The 21,807-nt window shown below is 42.4% G+C and carries 22 protein-coding genes; 14 read left to right on the top strand and 8 right to left on the bottom strand.

Annotation, left to right across the window (positions count from 1 at the left end; translation table 11 throughout):
• The first annotated feature begins 14 nt into the window (after positions 1-14).
• Both RM347_RS26355 and RM347_RS26350 read left to right on the top strand, forming a co-directional pair.
• Positions 15-551, top strand: coding sequence for an SH3 domain-containing protein (locus RM347_RS26355; RefSeq protein WP_322721649.1), 537 nt, complete (start codon positions 15-17; stop codon positions 549-551).
• 199 nt (positions 552-750) lie between these two features.
• Entirely contained in the window at positions 751-2,223 is a 1,473-nt protein-coding gene (locus RM347_RS26350) for a peptidoglycan-binding domain-containing protein (protein WP_322721650.1), read from the top strand.
• Here the strand turns inward: RM347_RS26350 and RM347_RS26345 are convergent.
• The gene (locus RM347_RS26345; protein WP_322721651.1) at positions 2,220-5,246 is read right to left on the bottom strand and encodes an SMC family ATPase; all 3,027 of its coding nucleotides are present in this window, start codon (positions 5,244-5,246) and stop codon (positions 2,220-2,222) included. The two genes, RM347_RS26350 and RM347_RS26345, sit on opposite strands and share 4 nt — an antisense overlap.
• 419 nt (positions 5,247-5,665) lie before the next feature.
• Positions 5,666-5,863, bottom strand: a complete 198-nt coding sequence (locus tag RM347_RS26340; RefSeq protein ID WP_322721652.1) for a hypothetical protein — start codon at positions 5,861-5,863, stop codon at positions 5,666-5,668.
• Between the two features lie 155 nt (positions 5,864-6,018).
• Between RM347_RS26340 and RM347_RS26335 the strand changes: the two genes are divergently transcribed.
• Positions 6,019-8,409, top strand: coding sequence for an NACHT domain-containing protein (locus RM347_RS26335; RefSeq protein ID WP_322721653.1), 2,391 nt, complete (start codon positions 6,019-6,021; stop codon positions 8,407-8,409).
• 92 nt (positions 8,410-8,501) lie between these two features.
• On the opposite strand, the gene RM347_RS26330 is transcribed toward RM347_RS26335, so the two are convergent.
• Positions 8,502-8,780, bottom strand: coding sequence for a hypothetical protein (locus tag RM347_RS26330; RefSeq protein ID WP_322721654.1), 279 nt, complete (start codon positions 8,778-8,780; stop codon positions 8,502-8,504).
• A 30-nt stretch (positions 8,781-8,810) separates the two neighbouring features.
• Positions 8,811-8,957, bottom strand: coding sequence for a hypothetical protein (locus RM347_RS26325; RefSeq protein ID WP_322721655.1), 147 nt, complete (start codon positions 8,955-8,957; stop codon positions 8,811-8,813).
• Between the two features lie 407 nt (positions 8,958-9,364).
• Here RM347_RS26325 and RM347_RS26320 point away from each other — a divergent pair, with 407 nt between their 5' ends.
• Together RM347_RS26320 and RM347_RS26315 are read left to right on the top strand one after the other, a co-directional pair.
• Entirely contained in the window at positions 9,365-10,078 is a 714-nt protein-coding gene (locus tag RM347_RS26320) for a conjugal transfer protein TrbI (RefSeq protein ID WP_322721656.1), read from the top strand.
• A 360-nt stretch (positions 10,079-10,438) separates the two neighbouring features.
• A complete protein-coding gene (locus tag RM347_RS26315) occupies positions 10,439-11,680 on the top strand; it encodes an S-layer homology domain-containing protein (RefSeq protein WP_322721657.1) in 1,242 nt (413 codons plus the stop codon).
• A gap of 40 nt (positions 11,681-11,720) precedes the next feature.
• Here the strand turns inward: RM347_RS26315 and RM347_RS26310 are convergent, their stop codons facing one another.
• A complete protein-coding gene (locus RM347_RS26310; protein ID WP_322721658.1) occupies positions 11,721-13,076 on the bottom strand; it encodes an ATP-binding protein in 1,356 nt (451 codons plus the stop codon).
• A gap of 283 nt (positions 13,077-13,359) precedes the next feature.
• Between RM347_RS26310 and RM347_RS26305 the strand changes: the two genes are divergently transcribed.
• The gene (locus tag RM347_RS26305; protein WP_041566316.1) at positions 13,360-13,677 is read left to right on the top strand and encodes a DUF3155 domain-containing protein; all 318 of its coding nucleotides are present in this window, start codon (positions 13,360-13,362) and stop codon (positions 13,675-13,677) included.
• A gap of 448 nt (positions 13,678-14,125) precedes the next feature.
• Here RM347_RS26305 and RM347_RS26300 read toward each other — a convergent pair whose 3' ends face one another.
• Positions 14,126-14,656, bottom strand: a complete 531-nt coding sequence (locus tag RM347_RS26300) for a cofactor assembly of complex C subunit B (RefSeq protein WP_322721659.1) — start codon at positions 14,654-14,656, stop codon at positions 14,126-14,128.
• Positions 14,657-14,708: 52 nt separating this feature from the next.
• Complete coding sequence (locus tag RM347_RS26295) at positions 14,709-15,056, bottom strand: PadR family transcriptional regulator (protein WP_322721660.1); 348 nt, start codon at positions 15,054-15,056, stop codon at positions 14,709-14,711.
• A gap of 165 nt (positions 15,057-15,221) precedes the next feature.
• Between RM347_RS26295 and RM347_RS26290 the strand changes: the two genes are divergently transcribed.
• The 7 genes from RM347_RS26290 to rpsN all read left to right on the top strand — a co-directional run bounded on the left by RM347_RS26290 (position 15,222) and on the right by rpsN (position 20,655).
• Positions 15,222-15,350 carry a hypothetical protein gene (locus tag RM347_RS26290; RefSeq protein ID WP_322721661.1) on the top strand — a complete coding sequence of 43 codons (129 nt, stop codon included), beginning with the start codon at positions 15,222-15,224 and terminating at the stop codon, positions 15,348-15,350.
• 363 nt (positions 15,351-15,713) lie between these two features.
• Positions 15,714-16,292 (top strand): DUF3611 family protein, encoded by a 579-nt coding sequence (locus tag RM347_RS26285; RefSeq protein WP_322721662.1) that lies wholly within the window; start codon positions 15,714-15,716, stop codon positions 16,290-16,292.
• 302 nt (positions 16,293-16,594) lie between these two features.
• Positions 16,595-16,933 carry a hypothetical protein gene (locus RM347_RS26280; protein WP_322721663.1) on the top strand — a complete coding sequence of 113 codons (339 nt, stop codon included), beginning with the start codon at positions 16,595-16,597 and terminating at the stop codon, positions 16,931-16,933.
• A 193-nt stretch (positions 16,934-17,126) separates the two neighbouring features.
• Positions 17,127-18,407, top strand: a complete 1,281-nt coding sequence (gene serS / locus RM347_RS26275) for a serine--tRNA ligase (protein WP_322721664.1) — start codon at positions 17,127-17,129, stop codon at positions 18,405-18,407.
• 103 nt (positions 18,408-18,510) lie between these two features.
• On the top strand, positions 18,511-19,611 hold the full coding sequence (gene rseP / locus RM347_RS26270; RefSeq protein ID WP_322721665.1) for an RIP metalloprotease RseP: 1,101 nt from the start codon (positions 18,511-18,513) through the stop codon (positions 19,609-19,611).
• Positions 19,587-20,276, top strand: a complete 690-nt coding sequence (gene nth, locus RM347_RS26265) for an endonuclease III (RefSeq protein ID WP_322721666.1) — start codon at positions 19,587-19,589, stop codon at positions 20,274-20,276. The genes rseP and nth overlap by 25 nt, the downstream gene beginning before the upstream one ends.
• A gap of 76 nt (positions 20,277-20,352) precedes the next feature.
• Positions 20,353-20,655 carry a 30S ribosomal protein S14 gene (gene rpsN / locus RM347_RS26260; protein ID WP_190939279.1) on the top strand — a complete coding sequence of 101 codons (303 nt, stop codon included), beginning with the start codon at positions 20,353-20,355 and terminating at the stop codon, positions 20,653-20,655.
• Positions 20,656-20,724: 69 nt separating this feature from the next.
• Here the strand turns inward: rpsN and RM347_RS26255 are convergent, their stop codons facing one another.
• The gene (locus RM347_RS26255) at positions 20,725-21,054 is read right to left on the bottom strand and encodes a hypothetical protein (protein WP_012410384.1); all 330 of its coding nucleotides are present in this window, start codon (positions 21,052-21,054) and stop codon (positions 20,725-20,727) included.
• Positions 21,055-21,155: 101 nt separating this feature from the next.
• Here RM347_RS26255 and aat point away from each other — a divergent pair, with 101 nt between their 5' ends.
• Positions 21,156-21,731 carry a leucyl/phenylalanyl-tRNA--protein transferase gene (gene aat, locus RM347_RS26250; RefSeq protein ID WP_322721667.1) on the top strand — a complete coding sequence of 192 codons (576 nt, stop codon included), beginning with the start codon at positions 21,156-21,158 and terminating at the stop codon, positions 21,729-21,731.
• The last annotated feature ends 76 nt before the right edge of the window (positions 21,732-21,807 follow it).

The following is a 21,807-nucleotide window of genomic DNA, read 5'->3' as shown; positions in this document are numbered from 1 at the left end:
ATCAGGTTTTAACTATGTTGTCTGGCTTAACAAAGTTTATACTTGGGTTCTTCTTAGCGATCGCTATCTTAATAGGTGGCGGCGCTGCAATTGCACTATATTTCATGAATCGCACCGGCATCCCCCCTGCCAAACCCGTTTATTCCAACGATAGTCCCTCGGTGAAAGCCCAAGCACCAAAAGGAACTGAGCCTGGAGGAGCTAAACCTAGCCTTACACCTGGGGCATCTAGTAAATCTTCTCCAAGCTCAACCTCTACTTCCACAGAATCGCCTAAAGCTACCCCATCACCAAAACCATTGCCATCGGGAGCTTACCGAGGGCGTGTTAGTTGGGCTGAAGGCTTGAGTTTGCGATCGCAACCAAATCAAGAAGCTGAAAAAATTGGTGGGGTTGGTTTTAATCAAAAAATTATTATTTTGCAAGAAAGCGAGGACAAAGCTTGGCAAAAGATCCGTTTGGAAGGCAGCGAACAAGAAGGTTGGGTGAAGGCAGGTAATACTGAAAAAGTTGATGAAAAACCAGAGGATACACAACAACCAGAGCGATAACAATAATTTACAACTTTTCCATAAATAAATTTAGTTGCTCTGAAACCGAGATGGCTTTTATGATTCTTTCTCCCTTGCAAGAGCAGCTCCCCTCCCCGCTGCCTCTTCTGGTTAATTACTTGTAAAGAACCATACACAAAATAAACATAACACAGAGAAAGTCGTATAATTATGTGTAGTCATAACTTGAAAAAAGCAAGTGAAAACAGGGGTAGATAGCTATTTAACCAAGCTTGCCTCAGTCTACGAGGCATCTGAAAGCGTCAAGGTTGTTCCTACCGTAGCTAATTTCAAATTTTTGAATTGGAAAAAGTTATCTAGCGGTGCTGCGATACGTCTTTTGTCTGTGGCACTGACTATGGGACTTCTGAGTATAGCTGGGCAAGCTTTAGCACTTCAGAAAATAGGAAGTAGTGGGCCTGAAGTTAGCAGTAGCCAGAGGTGTTTAAAAAAGTTAGGCTACTTTAACGGCCCGGTGAGTGGCAAGTTTGCTAGCTTGACTCAAAATGCTGTTATCAAATTCCAGCAAGCCAATAGAATACCTGCTGATGGAGTTGTGGGTATTAATACTCAACGAGCCTTACAACGAGCATGTCAAAGTAGAACTTCTAGTAGGAATACCAGTGGCGCATTGCGTAGGAGCAGCCTGCCGCAGGCATCGCCAAGTAGTCAATACCCTGTTCTTTCTCAAGGCAAAGCTGGTGCAGCAGTCACAAGGTTACAACAGCGTCTACGGCAATTAGGCTACTTTAACGCTAATCCCACTGGGAATTTTGGACAAATTACTAAAGATGCTGTAATTGCATTCCAGCGAAACTATCGCATACCTGCTAACGGGATTGTGAACCGACAAACTTGGAACACATTAATGGGTTCCTCTCCGACTTCAGCCAGATCAAGTCTCTCTACTCCACAAGCGAGAGAACTCCAAGTGCGTTTGCAGCAGCTAGGTTATTTTAATACTAATCCCACTGGGAATATTGGCCCAATGACTAGAGAAGCTGTCATCCAATTCCAGCGAAATTATCGCCTACCTGTTGATGGTATCGCCAATGCCCAAGTTTTAGAGGCAGTGCGTAGAGCCTCCATAGGTGGATATACTACTCAACAACCAAGCAGAAATTATCTGACTGTGGGCGATCAGGGAGAGAATGTCAGATTAGTTCAAGAACGTTTATCGCAGTTGGGTTTCTCTAATATCAATCCTGATGGCTTTTTCAACGATTACACCAGAGAATCTGTGATTGCATTCCAGCAATATTCTCGACTTAATTCTAGTGGAAATGTAGATTGGCAAACTTGGCAAGCATTAGGGTTGAATAGCTCGACTGGGGGCAATTATGTTGAGGCTAATGGTTATGTCTTAGCTGAGACTAATGACTATGTAGCACCTCAGACTAATCGCTATGCATTACCTCCTACCAATGGCTATGTTGTACCTGTTACTAATGGCAACACATTAGTTGCTAATAATCCCTACAGAGTAATAGTGCCAATTTCCAATAATGATACTCTGAGTAAAGTGCAGCAGTATATACCCAATGCTGTCACAGAGCAATCTAATCTAGGGGATTATGTGAATGCTGGGGCATTTAGCGATCGCGCACAAGCCGAAATCCTAACGAAAAAGCTTCGCTCATTAGGTCTTGATGCACGGGTTAAATTTAATTAAATTGACAAACTCAACTGCGAACCTTCCTGAGTTTTATTCACTTCAATCCTGGCTTGGAAAGCTTCTTTGAGGTGGGGCATGTGGGTGACAGTGAGAATGCAAGCAAAATCAGAAGCGATCGCATTAATCGCTGCAATCAAGCGATCGCATCCTTCGGCATCCTGTGTACCAAAACCTTCATCCACAATCAACAATTGCAACGCCGCCCCCGCCCGCTGCGCTAATAATTTTGCCAGGGCTAAACGGATGGCAAAGTTAATTCTAAAGGCTTCTCCACCAGAGTAAGTTTCATAAGCCCGCGTTCCTCTAGAATCGGCAATTAAAATATCTAGGGTGTCTATTAGCTTGGCATTTTTCTTTGTTGATTTAGCACTGCGCCCAGCCTTTTGAGTAATAAATTGTACATGAAACTGGTTCCCACTCAGCCGTGAAAGTAGTTGATTTGTCTCGGCTTCCAATTGCGGCAACACATTTTCAATCATTAGTGCCTGGATACCATTTTTACCGAAAGCTTGCGCTAATTCCTGATAAACACGATATTCCTGCTTGCAAGATTGTAGTTGCTGTTGCTGTTGTTCGTACTGAATTTGCAGCGTTTCTAGTTGATGCGCCAGCTGTTCTAAACGCCCTAACTTGGCAATTTGCTCATCGAGTTGCCGTCTGCGGATTGCTAGCTGCTGCTCTAGAGCTTGAATTTGGGCAGATGGGTTAGCTGTTGCTTGTAGTTGCTGAATAATACTTTCGATTTGTCCGCCAAGTTTTTGCCGCTCGGTTAATCTGGCGCTTCTAGACTCCTCTAACTCTTGCAATCTTATCTGAAGTTGCGGATACTGCTGCTGGGCTGATAGCAGTTGTTGATATCGCAAATGCCAAGATTGAGCTTTCTTTACAGCTATCCGGAGGTTGTTGTGCTGCTCAGAACTGTAGCCAATTTCGGCAATGTGACGCTCAAGAGCCGCGATTTGTTTAGCACATTCAGAATCAATCTGATCCTGCTGGATTCTGGCTTGTAATTGGGCAATAGTAGCTTGTAGTTCAGGTTTTCGGGCTAATAGTTGTGCTTGTCGCTTAGTCGCATCTTTAATCTGCCCTTGTTTAATTTCTGCCCATCGCCACCGCTCAACTTCGCTCCGCGCGAGGGCGTGGTCTTGTTCATTATAATTAACTTGTTGCAGATATTGGTCTAGTTGCCGGAGTTCGGCTTGTTTATCGGGAGCATAATCACCTGCTTGGAGCGATCGCTCTAAATGCTGTTTTTCAGCAGCAATTTGCTGTAACTGTTGTTGGACATCAGTTGTAGCTTCTAACTGCGCTGCCAACTGTCCCCGCTGTTCGCGTAAACCATCATACCCAGCCAATTGTTGAGAAATTTCCCGATATTCTTGCCTAAGTACCTGAATTTCTCTGTCAGACACAGCCATTTGTTCTCTGACTACCCAAAACTGCCCTTGAGTATCTTCTATTTCACTTTGGGTTTTTTCCACCACCCGACTCCAGTGATGTTCGTCTAAAGGACGCTCACATAATGGACAAAGTGCTTCAGGATTTTGCAGCATTTGCAATTTTTGCTCTAGTTCACCCAGCAGTTTTTCATAATCCCGTTGGTGAGCTTGCAGACGTTCGATAAAGTGCCGCCTTTCTTGACCTTTTTCCTGGACTCGTTGTAGATAAACCCGCTTTTTTTCCAGTTCCTCAATTTGGATTGCTACATCCATCACCGCTTGTTGTAGTTGCGGTTGGCGGAGGTGCTGGCGTTGCAATTGGTTTTCAGTACTTTGCAATTGTTCGAGTCGCGCTACTAAACCAGCATGAGTGCGATCGAGTTGGCTTTGTAAAGTTGCTCGTTGTTGCAACAAGGGAGTAACTTGCATTTGCAGTTGATCGAGACGAGCAACATGGTGACGGGCTGCGGTTAGTTGTGACAAAGCAGCTTCTACTTCACCTGATTTCGTGAGAGTTTGCTGAATATCTCGCTCTTGTTGCTGTAAAGCTTCTAGCTGCGCTTGGGCTTGTTGCAGTTGCCGCTCGATTTCGTGAATTTGTTTGGTAAGCTGTTGTTGTTTTTGTTGACGAGTCTGTTGGGCGCGGGTGTATTCTTCAAATTTGACAGCAAAGGCTTCTTCTTGAGATTGTAAACTTTGATATTGAGCGTATCCAGCTTTAATCTCAGCTTCTTGGTGTAATATTTTTTCTAAATCTGATAACTGAGAGCCAATAGCTGATTGTTCTTGTTGGAGGCGATCGCAATCTTGGGTAAGATTTTGATATTGCTGCTTCACAAAGCTGAGTTGTTGTTCCCAACTTTGACGCTGGTGCTGGACAACTTGCAAACTTTGTAATTGAATATTATCAAAAGCTTGCACCTGTTGCAGTTGGTTGAGTTCAGCTTCTAACTCCACTCTTTGCGCTTGGGTAATCTCGCGTTGTTGCAGCTGAATTTTTATCGACTCCAAAGAACGCTCTAACTCTACTGCCCTGGCTTTGAACTGACGAGAAGATTCCTTTGCCCGTTCTTCCAAATCATCATACTGATTGAGCTTCAACAACTCCGCTAAAATTTCTTTGCGTTCCGTCGGGCGTTTGAGCATGAACTCATCTGCACGACCTTGACGTAAGTAGGCAGAATTAATAAAAGTATCATAATCGAGCTTGATGTGTTCTAGAATCAAATCTTGGGTTGCTCTTACCCCTTTGCCAGTGAGTGAGCGAAACCCAGATGGTATTTCTATTTGAAATTCGAGGACGCTAGTACCTCCCCGAATTCGGGTACGAATCACTCGATATTTTTGCTGGTTACTTTGGAAAGTGAAATCAACCCGAACTTCTTTCGCACCAGAATAGATCACATCATCTTCAGCGGTGGCACGGCTTTCACCCCAAATTGCCCAAGTGATTGCTTCCAAAAGGGAGGATTTACCCGCACCATTGGAACCACAAATACAAGCCGTATGCAAACCGCCAAAATCTAAAGTTGCATCACGGTAACTAAGAAAGTTTTTGAGGATAAGTTGTACTGGGATCATTCACCCTATAGCGCCACATCTACTTTTAATAAATAACAGTACAGATGCACTGTTTGTTAGTTTAGCTATCTAGATATCAGGTTTCTAGTCTTGAAGACATCAATTTTACAAAAATTTACAATGTCATAAGTGAATTTTTCTTGTTGCATGAATAAGTTTTGCTATCTTCGGAGAAAAATAAAACTTCCGTGGAGGCTTTTGGTTATTTATTTCTGTTGTCCGAGAGGAAAATATGAAAACAATAGGCGCTCTCAGAGTTGTGGGAGATTATTTTTGCTTGGATTCCTCAATGTTCTCTACTTTCCAGAAGCAGGCTAGCTGGGAATTCTCTTAACTGATCGCTTTTTGTGGATAATTCTAAAAAATTAAAACCCGCGCTGGCGGGTTTCGTTTGTATAGTTGTCCGACTTTTAGTTTGGCTAGTTGCGATCGCGATCGTTTAACCTTGACCGAGGTATCAACAGTTCAATATATGTACTTATAGCGAATTTTGTTAAATCTAGAAATTGAGGGCGACTCTTCTCATCGATAACTGCAAGTGTGAGAGAACCAATGACCATAATCAGCGTTACAACAGCCAGCACTTCATCTCTTGAAGGAAACTTCTTGGATAACATTGACCTACTCCTGAATTAGTTGATTCAATACATTTACTGTCTCAACTGTGACTGAGAGATTTCGCTTAAACTTAGGCTGACATACCCTAACATTGCCTTACATATCTGTAATCTTTAGATATAGACTGGTTTTTAGGTAATTGTGAGATTAGCTAATGCAACCCTTACTACGTGACTTTTTGACTGAGATGGCTCGTAAGTATGAGCTTTCTCCAAAGCAGCAAGAGGCTTTTATAGAACTATATAGTAGGGAAAATAGAGACGAACGAGGGGTTGCAGAAGCTCTCTATATTTGTGACAATGCTTTTCGCACTCGCATGACTGGTGTTTATAACAAGTTCAGTATTTGTGGCAAGGGCCCAGGTAAATTTTATAAACTGCGCGATTTTCTGATTCAGGAGTACCAGAAATCTAATACTTCACCAATTCTATCTGCTCTCAAAATAGATGTATGTGTACTAGTCAAAAAGGTACGTGAAGAGATAAAACCCATCATTCAACAACTCTGCGGCACAATGCGGGTGCTGGATATGACTAAACCTATTGGGTTGAATGACATTTACACCAGCGTTAATATCCTGGAAAAAATCACCGGGCGACAACCGCTAGGAATTGATGAATTATTAGAACAGTATAGGAGCCAGGATTTTGACCTCTTTGGACTCAATAAAATTACTGAAAAACGAGTGCCAGGATTGGAAGCGGTTGAGAAGTATTCCAAGCTAATGATTTTGGGAAAGCCAGGTGCAGGCAAAACCACGTTTTTGAAGTATTTAGCAATTCAGTGTATTAAAGGTGAGTTTCAGGCTGAACATGTACCGATTTTTGTCACCCTCAAAAACTTTGCGGAAGCTGCAAACAAACCCCGATTGCTAGAATACATCACCGAAGAACCTATAAATCCTATCTCTTCTATTCGAGATGTAATAGCTTATGGAAAGGCATTAGTTTTACTTGATGGGTTGGATGAGGTTAGAGAAGAGGATAGTAACCGCATTTTAAAGGAAATTCGTGAGTTTTCTGACCGTTTCCCAAACAATCAGTTTGTCATGACCTGCCGAATTGCAGCACGAGAGTATACCTTTGAGAAGTTCACAGAGGTGGAAGTTGCTGATTTTGACGATGACCAAATTTCCAACTTTGCCAATAACTGGTTTAAGGAGAAAGCTGTAAAATCAGAGACTTTTATCAAACGTCTCAAAGAGAATAGCCGAATCAAACAACTTGCTGCAAGTCCTCTGCTGCTGACGTTGCTTTGTTTAGCATTTGAAGAGTCAGGAGATTTCCCTGCAAATCGTTCTGAGTTATATAAAGAAGGACTGGATGCGTTATTGAAAAAATGGGATACCAAGCGGGGAATTCAACGCGAGGAGATTTACAAAAAGCTATCAGTCCAACGCAAAGAAGATTTACTCAGCAAAATGGCGTTGACTATTTTTGAGGGAGGTGAATATTTCTTCAAGCAAAAAATAGCAGAAAAATACATTACAGAATACATCCGCAATTTACCCGAAGCTAATACTGACGAAGAAACATTGCAAATTGACAGTGAGAAAGTTTTGCATTCAATTGAGCATCATCATGGGTTAGTTGTCGAAAGAGCGAAAAGGATTTATTCATTTTCTCACCTGACATTTCATGAGTATTTCACAGCTAGAGAATTTGTGGTTGTGAGACAGTCATCAGACGAAGCGCTGCAAAATCTTGTTAGCCATATTACTGAGAAACGCTGGCGGGAAGTCTTTTTGCTGGCAGTTGGGATGTCTCCAAATGCAGATCGGTTATTGCTGTTGATCAAAGAGAAAATTGATTTTATGCTGGCTGATGATCAGAGGTTGCAAGAGTTTCTTCTGTGGGTAAGAGAAAAATCACTTTCCGTTAATTTTTCTTACAAACCAGCAGCACTTAGGGCCTTTTACCTTTCCCTCTCCCAATACCTCTCCCGATCCCTCTCCCGATACCTCTCCCTTTCTCTCTCCCAATACCTCTCCCTGGACCGATCCCTCTCCCGATCGCTCTCTCGATACCTTTCCCTCTCACTCTCCCGCTCCCTCGACCTTTCTCGCTCCCTCGACCGCTCCCTCTCCCTCTCCCTTGACCTCTCCCTGGATCTCTCCCTCGACCTCTCCCTCTCCCTGTCCCTGTCCCGATTCCTCTCCCTCGACCTCTCCCGCTCCCTTGACCTCTCCCTCTCCCTCTCCCGATGCCTCGACCGATCCCTCGACCGATCTCTCGACCCAAAACTCAAGAATTTGCTGCAAAAACTTCGAGAGCAACTACCAAGCAGACAAAACTGGCAAGAATCTGAGAAATGGTGGTTAGCTAATGGAAAGACTTGGTGTGAAGAATTAAGACTAGTAATGATTAAACATCGCAATATTGGTCATGATTGGCAGTTCAGTAACGAGCAGAAGGAATTGCTTCAGCAGTATTATGATGCCAATAAATTACTGGCAGATTGTCTAAATAGCGATTGTTATGTTAGCCGTGAAGTGCGACAGCAAATAGAAGATACTTTGCTATTACCGATCGCAGAGATTAAATAACGTCAGTAGCAATCTTAAATACCCATGTGACAGATATTTTATCTCTCATTTCCACAGGGAAATCATTCGTTATATTTATTACCGGCCTTTTACTATTCAACTTGCTTTTTACCTAATAGCGAGTTATCTGGTAACTGCCAAGAAGACCCTTGACAATAAACATAACCATTTGTGATAGAAATACCAAACATTTGTCGCATGATTCTGGTTGCTTCTTTCCTCTCTTCGTCTGTCAGGTAATCCTGACCTTTAAAACCTACCCGATAACGTTGAGGATTACCACCAGCATCTACATAACGCTGTTTACCAATTTCTACAAGTTCTTGAAACCTCGCATACTTTTGTTTTTGCTTTTCAGTCCAATTTGCCATATTTACAAGTCCCAACTAGTCGGAACAATATCACCCTTTTGTAAAATCGTAGCGGTAAGATAGGGCTGGGATATTTATGTACCAATTGCCACTATCTTCATCATAGAACGTATTACCGAGTAAATCTAGAGTAATAAGTGCGTCAATAATCAAGTATTGCACTTCACTCGCTGACATTAGGAATTACTCTATAAATTGACTTGAGTAATTCTAAAAGAAAGCGAAAATATTTCCCAAGCCCTAGCAAATTAATCTAGAATATAAGTATAGAATTTGCAGCCAGCCATTCGCCTCTATTTAATGGCTTAGATATGTAGACATAAGTAATAAAAAAGCATTTGGGAACAAAATGATACTCATTTTACGTCCTATGAGTGTCTCGCCTTTGATTTTAGTAACGCACATTAGCAGAATACAAATTCTGAGGAGCGATGTCTACGACTAAGCGATCGCAAAGACTTCCCATCATATATAAGTACTTTTATCTTCGGAATACGCCTATAGACAGGTTCAAAAACAGTCAGAAACAAACTCCGTGAATCCCCGTCATTACATACATCACATACACAAAGGATAACCCTCTCATGACACGGTTACATCAATGGAAATCTGGAACTGCCGCACTTATGGCAATGGCCGTTACTACAAGCGTCATTAGCCCCCTATTTAGCTTGGCTCCTGCTAATGCACAATACAGAATTGGGCAAGATAGAACTGGGCAATACGGAAACGTTACCATTCCTTCTGGGGTTGCTTTGCCAGTTACCTACGAAAAAGAAACAATTACTATTGCTCCTGGAGAAAGTAAATCTCTAACCTTGAGAATAGCGAACGACATTATCGACAGAAACAGAAATGTCTTAATTCCTGCTGGTACTAAAATAAATGGACGGCTAGAATCTGTTGACTTAGATAGTTATTCAAGAGATACAGATGATAACCAAGGAAAAGGCGTAAGGTTTGTAGCTCAAGAATTAGAATTTTCTAATGGTCAGCGTCAGTCAATTAATGCAACTTCTCGGACATACACCACAACTCAAAAAGTTAAACAGGGGCCTAGCACCGGTCAAGTTTTAACTGACGCAGCTATTGGTGGCGGTGCTGGTCTTTTGGGTTCACTAATTACTGGCAACAATAGAATTGACGATTTAAAACCAGTTATCGGTGCGGCTGCCGGTGCGGGAGCGAGTGTCCTGTTGCGGAAGAAAGAAGGAAATGCTTTTGTCCTTAGACCTGCACAAGATTTAAGGCTCACACTCAATTCTAACTTGAATTTAGTACCACGATCCCGCTACTAGATTTAACTTCATTCAAGTTGTGAATTTAATCATCCCCTATAGGCGATCGCCACTTTAACTATAGTGTGCGATCGCCTTCATTTTTAAGCCACAAAATTCTATTTTCCAGCAACTCTTCTATCTCTGTATCGTCTTATCCAGTATTGAGGTTTTTTGGAATACTTATTTAATAGTGCAAAGGAGTAATAGGGTAATTACACAACTTTTATTACCTAATTCATTTGACATATATTTTTTCATTGTGACTGTATGACTAAGGTAATGGTTTTTACAAAAAATCGAAATAATTGGGAACCTAATACTTCAGTAAATGTCTAATTAATTAAGAGTAAAAAAACTAATTTTACTGGAGTAAAAATAATGTTTAACTTAAATCGTTGGCAATCTGGAACAGCTGCATTCATGGCTTTGAGCCTCACAGTCGGTACTGTAGCGCCTTTGATTACAGCTTCGCCATCTTTAGCTCAAACTACTTTTTCTGATGTTTCATCTAACTATTGGGCAGCACAATTTATTCAACAATTATCACAGCGAGGTGTAATCGCCGGATTTCCTGATGGTAGCTTCCGCCCTGAAGAACCGGTAACACGCGCTCAATTTGCGGCGATGGTCAATAAAGCTTTCCAAAAAGCACAGCAAAGATCGCCAATCAGTTTTACTGATGTGCCTAGCAATTATTGGGCATCTAGCGCCATTCAGCAAGCCTATACCATTGGTTTCTTGTCAGGATATCCCGGCAATCGTTTTGAGCCTAACCAAGCTATTCCTCGCCAACAGGTGTTAGTTTCCCTCGCCAACGGTCTGGAATATAGTCCTAGCGGCAATACCGAAAGCACTCTGCAATACTTTAACGATGCCTCTAATATCGCTAGCTATGCCCGTAGCCCGGTCGCAGCAGCAACTGAAAAACAAATTGTGGTGAACTATCCTAATGTGAAGTTCCTGAATCCAACTGCAACCGCCACTCGCGCCCAGGTAGCAGCTTTTATCTACCAAGCATTGGTTAGTTCTAATCAAGCCTCAGCAATTAACTCGCCCTATGTCGTGGCACTTGGGTCTACTACCCCAACACCTGTATCAGTCACAATTCCCCAAGGGACTGCCATTCCTGTGAAATATGACAAGGCAGAAAAAATTCTGGTTACAAAGGATGAAACAGCGCCTTTGACATTGACAGTATCCCAAAACGTGGTTACGCAAGACGGATCTGTAGTGATTCCTGCTGGTAGTCAGGTTATTGGTCAACTCAAACCTACTACAGGTGGTTCTCAATTCGTTGCGGAGAAACTGGTTTTGACCAGTGGTCAGGAGTATCAGCTTAACGCTAGCTCTGAAGTGATTACCAAAACTGAAACCGTCAACAAAGGTACTAGTACTGGGTCAATTATCAAGAATACTGTATTGGGTGCAGGTGCAGCAGCAGCAGTTTCTGCCGTCACAGGCGATCGCGCCATTGCCACAGAAGAAGTCTTGGGTGGCGCTGGTATCGGTGCATTGATTGGTCTGTTCTTCGGTAAGAATAGTGTTGACTTAATCGCTATTGACCCAAATACTGATTTACAAATGACAATCAATCAAAACTTGTTGGTTTCACTAAGATAGTCATTGTCATTGGTCATTAGTATTTACAAAGGACTAATGACTAATTCTCAACTTCTGGTAACCAAATAATAAACGTAGTTCCCGGCGCATGGGGTGAAGTTAGCTTAGAGTTGATTGCAGGGCTGAAAACCTCGATTTCGCCCTGCATTTGCTCTATTAATTGTTTAGCGATCGCTAACCCCAAACCTGTGCCGGGAATTTCTGTTTGCGCTTGTACACCCCGATAATGGCGTTCTCCAAGATGCTCTAAATCCTGGGGTGGAATGCCAGGCCCATTATCACTAATGACAATTCCTTGGAAATTAGCTTTTTCTTGCCCAGCCTGAATCAAAATTTTGCCACCAGTAGGAGTGTATTTTAAAGCATTATCGATGATGTTAGTTAACACTTCTCGTAATGCTTTGATGTTGGCACGTACTAGAGATGAATTCTGTTGAATTTCAGTTATGAGTTTTAGCTTTCGCTCTTGGGCGATTGCTTTAGCTGATATTAATAATGGTTCTAATATATCTGCTAGCGAGCAGTCAACTGCTTTATCTCCCGTTCCCGGCAATAATAACGGTGGTTTAGCGTCTTTTTGGATAGTTGCTTCTACAAACACTTCATTTTCCGCCAGATGTAGTGGTGCTAAATCTGCCTCTGTCAAGTCAATTACTTGATCAAATTGTTGCAGTAATTCTTGGAGGCGATCGCTTTCCCGCACAATACTATTTGCCACATCCCGGTTGGTGTCTGCTGGTCGTAGTCGTTTCAATAGCAGTTTGCCAAAAGTCCGCAACGCCGTTAATGGGTTACGAAACTGATGCAAAAGGTTATCTAATAAATCCCGCTGTTTTTCTTGGAGAATTTGTTGTTCATGCAACTGCTGCTCAAACCATGCCCGCCGCTGATCTAAAATACAAGCGATCGCTAATGTTTGGGCTATCCGTTGAATCTGACTTTCCTCGTGTTCATTCCATGCTCGGTCTTGCCTACTTGTCACCAGTAACCCCATCATCACACCCTCATAAACCAGAGGTAAAACAATTTGGTTGCCACTAAATAGGTATTCCTCTTTTAGATGGGGTTCAGATGCATCTGGTATCTCAGATTCCCGTGACGAGGTGGGAGATTCTGAACCTGCTGTCAATAACCTTCCCTGATGATTGGGTAATACAAACACATTTCCAACTTGAAGTTGCTTGTGTACTGTCGCTTCAGCAGTCTCCTCCCCTGGCGGTAATAATGCTGTTTCCGGGTAAATCACCACAGGAATCAGTTTTGCGTCGCCTGAAGGAGTCTCTACCAATTCTTGTGTTAAGTACACAATACTTAAAGTTGCTCCCAGCCCTTGGGTTAGCAGCGCTATTTGCTCTCGACACAGAGCAAGAAAATCGGAACTGGCAGACATTAACATTTTTAGCTTTTGCTCAAGATTACAGATTTTGAGGCATGATTAAGAAAGGATACTTAGTTTTTACCTTACTCGTTTAATAAAGCTTAACTAAAATATTCTTAGTGATGGTTTGTACCAAGGGATTATATCCTTAGGTGATTTTGTTTTCTCTATCTTCAAAGATATTAACTTTCTTACATGAAAAGGTTAAAAAGTATTGATATTTTGAACTAGAACTTATATAATGACGACGGATTTTGTAGCTATCACTACAATCTATAGCTTGAAAGAGGAGGACAATAGATTGGCAAGGAGACGCAAAAGGAAGAGTCGTCGTCGGCAGGAAGGACGGCGGATTTTGGAACACGTGCCTCAATATAGCATCGAAAGTGGCGAAGAAAAGCCTGTGACAGCAGCGAGAAGATTCATTCAAGCTGAAGGGATTTTGCCACCAGCGTTGCTACTCGTAAAGCGAAATGAACACACCACAGACCGTTATTTTTGGGCAGAAAAGGGACTGTTTGGTGCTCAATACGTAGAGGAAAACCATTTCTTGTTTCCTAGCTTGAGGGTGTTAGAACCTTCGCCAGGTCAAGAACCTCTTGCTTTAGCTAGTCGGTGAACCATAGATGGTCATCTTACGCATTGAATGTGGCTCCTGACTATTATTAACTGGCAAAATTGCTAAGTTTATGCAAAATTTAATTTTTTTTTAGTTTGTAGCTGATTTGCCAGTCAGTCTAGTCCAGGTAGTTGGAAAGTAAATTTGTCTCAAACCACGCTAGATTGCATGGGTTGATACTATTTTGATGATGCAGAAGGGAGTTGGTATAAAGCCAAGCGCGTCCAAAAGCGCTAGTGAAGTTGCGCTCTTATGCCGTAGATAGTTAAGTAAGCTCTGTCACAAATTTAAGTTAATAAATTTAAATTTTTCCCCACAACTTGTGTCGTGGGGAAAACTGACAAAGCAGCAGTCTTGATTTCCTCCTTCCTACTTTCCATTGCCTAAAGAGTAGGTCAGGTCAGAAGTCTGCATATCATAGTTAAGAGATGGTCACAAAAAGCAACAATTATTCCCTAGGCTTTAACTGTAGAGTCCTCTGTAACTCACTGAGTTCATCTCGATGGGCAACTACAGTAATCTTACTTGAGGAGGTTTGTTCGCTCTGAGTTGTTTCTACTTTGAGCGACACCTTCTCAAGTCTTCCAGATCTTTTCCAATAAAACAGACCACTTAAAGGCGACAGCAGCACCATAGCCAAAACAATGGGACTGAGGTTAGGAAAAAGCAGGTATACGACTAGTGAGAGACAAACAATCCCAGTCGCTGCCAGCAGAGTTAAAAATATAGCTAAAAACCAACTGGGGCGAACATTCCCTTCAAAAGTCACTTTGTTTTGTTCTCGGTCTACCTCTGCCACTTGGTAAGACCGCGAACAAAAATACTCTTTTAATTGAGACATTAAAGCAGCTTCGTCTTGTTCAGATACCAGTTGCACTGTTTGTATGCGGTCTTTAGTCGAGGCACGAATAAAGAAAAACAGCCCAACCGATAACAACAAGGTTAGCAGGAACGTAGATGGCAGAATAGCAGTATCCATAACTAATTGTTAGTGTTTGACTGGAGGAGACTTATTCATTATCAATTATTCGTTACTTTGTCCTCCCGTTGATGTAGTCTTGCCAAAGAAAAGCTAAATCCTGTGCTTGAACTTGCCATTCGGGAGAAACTTGGTACATTCGCCTGGGGCGTCCCCGTCCTTCGAGTTTCTTCCAATATCCAGTGATTGCCCTTTGGTCTTCCAGAAATTTGATTGCACTGTAAAGTACGGTATCTGAAAGCCTATAGATGGGATATTCAGTTTCTAATTGCTCGATCAACTCGGTTCCGTAGGATTCACCTTGTAATAAAACAGACAGTATGTAACAAACTGCTAGTTCCTGACAAAGGTAAGTTGGCGGAGGATTCTCAAAGAATTGATATATATCCTCAAGTTTCATGGTTAGTGAATGGCTAAAAAAATGCCTTAGGGTAAGGTCTACAATCCTTGTAGTCAGTATACAGTGCTACTGCTAAGTGAGTAATACATATAAAGCTACTTAGACTAGATTTCCAAAGCGTAAACACCAAATAATCACCCACACCTGTGAAGTTGTGGGAAGAGTTTGCGAGTTTTAGAGGCACAAAATAGTGTACCCCTATCCAAGCTCGATACGGGTGGTGAGGAGCGAACAGACAGTGGCAAAGTCACTATCTTGGTGTTAAGTGATGCCGAGCTGGTTAGAACTGCTTAAGCAATAAAATGCCATCGAAGAAATTTTACAGGTAAAATGCTATTTTGTCTGTAAAAGTTAATAAACACTTTGTTTTACAGTGATTTTCCCAATGCAAATTTTCAAAGCTTAGGCTAAGGGATACGTCTGGGTTAAATCTGCTAGGCCTGTGGACACACCTAAGCAGTAACCATTACTAAATTTCCTTTACAAGAGAATCTCTTGTCCCATTTGGCAAGTGTGATAGTAAATTGATCAAAGAAGACCTCAAGGCGGGGGAAAGAAAACGGGGGGAGAGGAGACGCGGGGACGCGGAGAGTTCTTTCCCGGCGTCTTTGCGTCCCCGCGTCCTTAATCAAGCGCCCAGCACATTGGTGATCAAGTATGTCACAAACTCCCGATGCCCCATCATCTTCCTCAACTCTTAGGGCAATTGCCCAAACTTTTCGCCTTACAGGTTGGATTAGCTTTTGGATTCAGCTAGTACTAGGCGTTGTTTCTAGCATAATTGTGCTGCTATTCGCCATCTTTAATCAAAGAACTGGCAGTCCTAGTAATAATCCTGGGACTGGCTTTGGCGTATTTTTAGCAATTTGTGGACTGGTTGTTTTAGGTGGGGGCATTTATTTAGCTTACCGTTACACCAGAATTGGCAAGCAATTAGAATCCTCCAATCCTAGCAACCGCCCTCGGAAAAGCGAGACTGTGCAAGTATTACGCTTAGGGCTGTGGGTAAATTTAGGAGGAACGCTGGTGACTCTTTTGGGAGCGCAAGCGATCGTTGGTACACTGGTAGCAAGATCCATATCTCCTCAAGCTATAACTACCCAATTTTTTGACCCCACCCGAATTATTAGCGGTCTAGATATGCTTGTGGTACAAGCAAACACCAACACTGTATCAGCGCATTTTGCAGGGCTTATTGCATCACTTTGGTTGCTCAATCGGATTAACCGACCTTAATATTAGTGCTGAGTTTTCATGAGTCTAAAGAAGTTAATCATAATTTTTCCGAAACGCACAAAACTCGGTGTGAAGACAACTACATAATCCTTGAAAAACATCCTGCTAGTACAGCACTGCGTAATTCAAATCAATGGAACGCTTGCGGTATAAGAATTACAAATTACGTTAAGCGACGCACAGCGCGTAGCAATATCTCTGTAGGGGTACAAGCGTAATTACGAATTTTGCCAAGCTGTAGTAGTAGGTGCTGCCAAAACTAGCACAGGGATAATGTGTACCTTTTTTGGAAGTCTGACACTATGAAAAATCAATTTGACAGTATGAGAAATCAACCAGTACAGAAATTTAATCAAGACGTATGGAGATTTGGCGTACAGGTTTTCTTTAGTAGCATCGTACTGGGGCTGTGCATTTTCAAGCTTGGCTCGCCAGGGGACGATAAGAATATTGCGCTTTATTGGGGTGGTTTATCAGGTGTGCTTGCATACTGGTTACCTGCACCTGGACAAACTAGAGACCATAAGGAACCACCGAATATCACTCAAAGGACGTTTGCAGCCGCTGATAACAATAATGGTAATGGTCAGAGTCTTGCTCAGGTTTCTGAAACGACAGTGACTCAAAATACGAATTCATGATTGCTTTAATGCATTATATGGTTTCTTAGCCCTGGCAGTGATGCTAGGGTAAAATCTCGATCAGAAATTGAGACTGATTTTTCTAATAAACTTTATTTTTCCAGTTACAGCAAAGCAAAATTACTATATGCTAAATGCTTATGTGTTAACTGTATTGACAGGAAGATTTTAGGCTAAAAACTGAGAAAAATCTGTGCTGGATATTAAGCAAATACGGGAAAATCCGCAATTAGTTCAAGAACGATTGAATAGTCGTAGTGGTAAATACGATATTGAACCGATTTTACAGTTAGATCGGCAACAGCGAGAACTAGAGGGGACGCGCAGTCAACTCCAAGCTCGTAGCAACGAAATCGGTAAAATTGTCGGGCAAAAGATTAAATCTGGGATGAATCCTCAAGACCCAGAAATTCAAGCTTTGCGGGATGAAGGTAACTCTGTCAAAGCTACATTGAGCGAACTGGAACCCCAGGAAAAAAACCTCAAAGCTGAAATTGCCCAACTTGTATTGGCACTTCCCAACTTGCCAAGCGACTCTACACCCCTTGGAAAGAATGAGGAAGATAACATAGAGGTGCGGCGTTGGGGTGATGAGTATATTCCCCAAAATCCGAATATTCTCCCTCACTGGGAAATCGGCGAAAAGCTAGGTATTCTCAATGTTGAGCGAGCTGTGAAAGTCGCCCAAAGTCGCTTTGTGACATTGATGGGCGCTGGTGCGGCATTGGAGAGGGCATTAATTCAATTTATGCTGTCTCTCCATACTCAAGCTGGGTATGTGGAAGTCAGTCCGCCGCTATTAGTAAATACCGAGTCTTTGACGGCGACCGGTCAGTTACCGAAGTTTGCTGAAGAAAGCTTTAAATGTGCTGATGACGACTTGTGGCTGATTCCTACAGCTGAAGTTCCAGTCACAAATCTCTATCGAGGTGAAATTCTCGCTGCTGAAAACTTACCTATTTACCACTGTGCTTTTACTCCCTGTTTTCGCCGTGAAGCTGGTAGTTATGGGCGCGATATGCGGGGATTAATTCGCCTGCATCAATTTAACAAAGTGGAAATGGTGAAATTTGTCGAACCCAGTACGTCTTTTGATGAACTGGAGAAATTGGTGGGGAATGCAGAAGCAATTTTACAGGTGTTGCGGTTGCCTTACCGAGTAGTAAATTTAAGTACTGGGGATTTGGGATTTGCTTCTACTAAAACTTATGATTTAGAGGTTTGGTTACCCTCTTCTGGCAAATACCGCGAAATTTCTAGCTGTTCCAATACTATAGATTTCCAGGCGCGACGGGCTGATATTCGCTTCAAAGAGGCGGGGAAGAAAGGAACTCAGTTCGTACATACCCTCAACGGTTCGGGTTTGGCTGTAGGACGGACTATGGCAGCAATTTTGGAGAATTATCAACAACCTGATGGAACGGTGAGGATACCAGAAGTATTGCAACCTTACTTGGGACGTGAAGTTTTGTAATTTGTCATTAGTTATTAGTCCTTTGTCTTTTACTAATGGTCAATGCCCAATGCCCAATTAGAATGGAGATAACTATAAGTTAATATTTTCACTAATTTGCTCTATGTCAGTTTTAGCAGCGATCGCAGTCTTGGCTGTTTTGATCTTGGTACACGAGTTGGGGCATTTTGTTGCAGCACGTTCTCAAGGCATTCTCGTTAACCGTTTTTCTTTGGGTTTTGGCCCAGTTCTTTTGAAGTACCAAGGTTCACAAACCGAATATGCTGTCCGCGCCTTTCCCTTGGGCGGCTTTGTGGGCTTTCCCGATGATGACCCCGATAGCGATGTTCCACCCAATGACCCGAATCTGCTGCGTAACCGTCCAGTTTTAGACCGGGCGATTGTCATCAGTGCCGGAGTGATCGCAAATTTAATATTTGCCTACTTGGTGTTGGCTCTGCAATTGGGTATTGTCGGCATTCCCAAGGAATTAAACTATAAAGCTGGTGTCGTTGTACAGCCTGTTAATCAAGAATCTGTTGCCTATCAAGCAGGAATTCGGGAAGGAGATATTATTCTGGCTGTTAACGGTCAAGAACTCCCGGCTTCTGATAAATCAACTCCTTTGCTGACAAAAGAAATTCAAACTCATCCCAATCAGCAAATCGAACTGAAAATTCTGCGTGAAAACCAACAACAAACCCTGAAATTAACGCCAAAACTGGGAGCTGATGGCAAAGGTGTAGTTGGTGTGGCACTCAGTCCAAATGCTACCGCAGTTTATCGTCGTCCTAATAGTCCTTTTGAAATTTTTGGTCTTGCTGCTAACAGGTTTCAACAATTATTTGTTGGGACACTGAGCGGTTTTGGACAGTTGATTACCAACTTTCAACAAACTGCTGGACAAGTTTCTGGGCCAGTTAATATTGTCAAAATCGGTGCAAAATTAGCTGAAGATAATAGCGTAAATCTGTTGTCTTTTGCGGCAATTATCAGCATTAACTTGGCTATTATCAATATTTTGCCTTTGCCAGCTTTGGATGGCGGACAACTCGCTTTTCTGCTGATTGAAGGTTTACGCGGTAAGCCTGTACCCGCCCGGATTCAAGAAGGTGTAATGCAAACTGGTTTGGTGTTACTCTTAGGGTTAGGAATTTTTCTGATAGTCAAAGAAACCACCCAATTAACTAGCCAGTTGGAGTGGGTACAAAAATTGTTCCAGTGAGCATTACCTGCAAATCGTTATCTAAAAAACAACGGGCAATAGAAATTTTAGCTCGTCTGAAGCGTCTTTATCCAGATGCTACTTGCTCTTTGAACTACTCAACGCCAGTACAATTATTGGTCGCAACGATTCTCTCTGCTCAGTGTACTGATGAGCGAGTGAATAAGGTCACGCCAGCTTTATTTGGTAAGTTTCCTGATGCTGAGAGTTTAGCGATCGCTGACTTAGTAGAATTAGAAAGCTTGGTGCGTTCAACTGGGTTTTATCGCAATAAAGCCAAGAACATTCAAGCCGCCTGTCGGATGATTGTCACTGAGTTTAACTCTGTTGTCCCCAACCAGATGGAGCAATTATTAAAGCTTCCAGGTGTGGCGCGCAAGACAGCAAATGTAGTCCTAGCTCATGCCTATGGCATTAATGTTGGCGTGACAGTAGATACTCACGTTAAGCGCCTCAGCGGACGTTTGGGTTTAACTGAAGCAAAAGACCCCGTTCGGATTGAGCAAGATTTAATGGGTTTATTGCCTCAGCCTGATTGGGAAAATTGGTCAATTCGGTTGATTTATCACGGTCGTGCTATTTGTAAAGCCCGCTCTCCCGTTTGCGTTGCTTGTGAGCTTGCTGATTTATGTCCTGCTGCAAATAAGCCAGTGGTTGTAGGGTAAGCGACACAAGTAACCCCAGAATTGATGGAGAGACTGTAGAATGGAAAACGGTGTCTTTAAATAAGTTAGAGAATATATGGCGAAAAAGAGCATGATTGAGCGGGAGAAAAAGCGCACCAAGTTGATAGAAAAGTATGCTGACAAGCGGGAAGCTCTCTTAGAAGAGTTCAGAAGTGCAGCATCTCCTTTGGATAAGCTAGAAATCCACCGGAAGATTCAACAGCTACCACGGAATAGTGCGCCCACCCGCCACCGCAACCGTTGCTGGTTGACTGGTCGTTCTAGAGGTGTTTACCGCGATTTTGGGTTGTCTCGGAACGTACTGCGAGAATGGGCGCATGAAGGTCTTTTGCCTGGAGTTGTTAAGTCTAGCTGGTAGTCAAGAGTCATTAGTCATTAGTCATTGGTAAATAACAAAGGACTAATGACAAAGGACAAATGACAAAAATTATTGACCACAACACTTATCAATTCCCAGACTTTCTAAGAGTAGATCGCTGACGGCGTTGGCGATCGCAAACTCTCCATAGAAGCTATTGGAAAAATCATAGGACTGCATCTCTGTGACAATGGCAATTACCAGAGAACCAAGGTCATTTTCTCCTTCCATCCGTTGACGCACGAAAATCTGTGCGGCTCGTTGGGCAATATTTTGGTTTACTGCTTCGGGGATAAATTCTGTATCTAGCCACCGTTGTAAACGCTCTCGTAACCATTCACCTTCGAGCAGCGGATTTTCAGGGGGTGGTAGGGTGATGGGTGGAATTGGTTGAGTCATCTTTTTTTAACGCAGAGGGACGCGGAGGAAAACGCAGAGGAACGCGGAGGTTGACTGTTAGCATCAAATTGCGTTTCTCTAATGTTTTTTTATATTTATTTATGCAATATGATATCGCCGCTATTGTTGAGGGCTATGCACAAGGCTATTTTCTCATGGCTGATGAGCGCGATCGCCTGAGTTGGTACGGAAGTCGCGATCGGACTTTTATTCCATTGGATGAGCGGTTTCGTTATCCCAAGTCTTTGCAGCGCGTTCTGAATCAAGAACGGTTTACTGTGGGGATTAATCGGGACTTTCAAGCTGTGGTGGCTGGGTGTGCTGACAGAGACACAACTTGGATTTCACCGGAATTGGAAAAGATTTACTGGCTACTTTACCAGAGTGGTTATGCTTATAGTTTTGAAACTTGGCAAGGTGATGAGCTAGCTGGGGGAATTTTAGGGATTGTCATTGGTGGGGCTTTTATTGGAGAGTCGATGTTTTACCGCATTCCCGAAGGTTCAAAGGTAGCGATGGTCAAGTTGGTGGAAAGATTGCGTCAGAGGAAATTTGTGTTTTTTGATGCCCAAATGATGAATCCTCATTTGAAGAGATTTGGTGCTTATCGGGTTGAGGATGAAGAATATCAAAGTTTACTTAAACAAGCGTTGCAACGTGCTTGTAACTTAGTATAAACAATGACAAGCTTATTAACATAGCTTTTCTATGTTATGTAAAAATTAAAAATAATAGTATAGCTTTTTTATACTT

Origin of the sequence: Nostoc sp. ChiQUE02, from assembly GCF_034531305.2 — a bacterium.
Lineage (GTDB): Bacteria > Cyanobacteriota > Cyanobacteriia > Cyanobacteriales > Nostocaceae > Nostoc.
Note: the sequence above shows the minus strand (reverse complement) of the source record. Positions and strands in the feature narration are given on the sequence as shown.